The sequence below is a fragment of the Paenibacillus sp. N119s genome, from assembly GCF_059447605.1.
In genome coordinates this window covers 1-574 of record NZ_JCAJRU010000495.1, presented here as the reverse complement: position 1 = coordinate 574, position 574 = coordinate 1, and the positions used below count along the sequence as shown (strand labels likewise).

Below are 574 nucleotides of genomic sequence, written 5' to 3'. Positions count from 1 at the left end.
CCCACATTCCGGTCCTCGCCCATATCCAGCACAACTGGGAATTGACTGGTGAACCAACCGACCGTACGCGTAATATCTACATCTGGCAAAATCGCTTCCCGGCCGTGCCCCTCCAGATTGACAAGCACCTGACGGAGGCCAGCCCACTCCTGAATAGCCGTGCCCAGCGCTGTCAGCAACAGGTCATTTGCTTCCGTATGGTAGGCCCGATGAGCTTGTTTCAGGAATTGTTCTGTTTCTTCAACCGTCCACGCTACAGTCAATGTCCGATCATCGCGAAGCTGTGGTTTAGCCTCAGATTTACGAGTGTAATTCTTAGGCAAGGATGCCAGACTCTTCCCCGCTTCCTCCACCTGCTCCCAATATGCACGTTCCTTCTCCAACTCGGTGCTGTTCGCATAAGCTGACAGCTGATCTGCCCACAGGAGGAAGGAATCTGTCTTATTTGGCAAGCGGACAGACTCGCCCCGTAAAGCCTGCTCATAGCCGGATGCCAGATCCTCCAGCAAAATACGCCATGACACGCCGTCTACTACCAAATGGTGGATCGCCACCAACAAGTGGTCTCCATCGC

The 574-nt window shown here is 54.0% G+C and carries 1 protein-coding gene; it reads right to left on the bottom strand.

What is annotated here, in order from left to right; genetic code table 11:
- The coding region (locus AC5V8P_RS25975) for a condensation domain-containing protein (RefSeq protein ID WP_495474103.1) at positions 1-574 on the bottom strand (574 nt) is incomplete at both ends.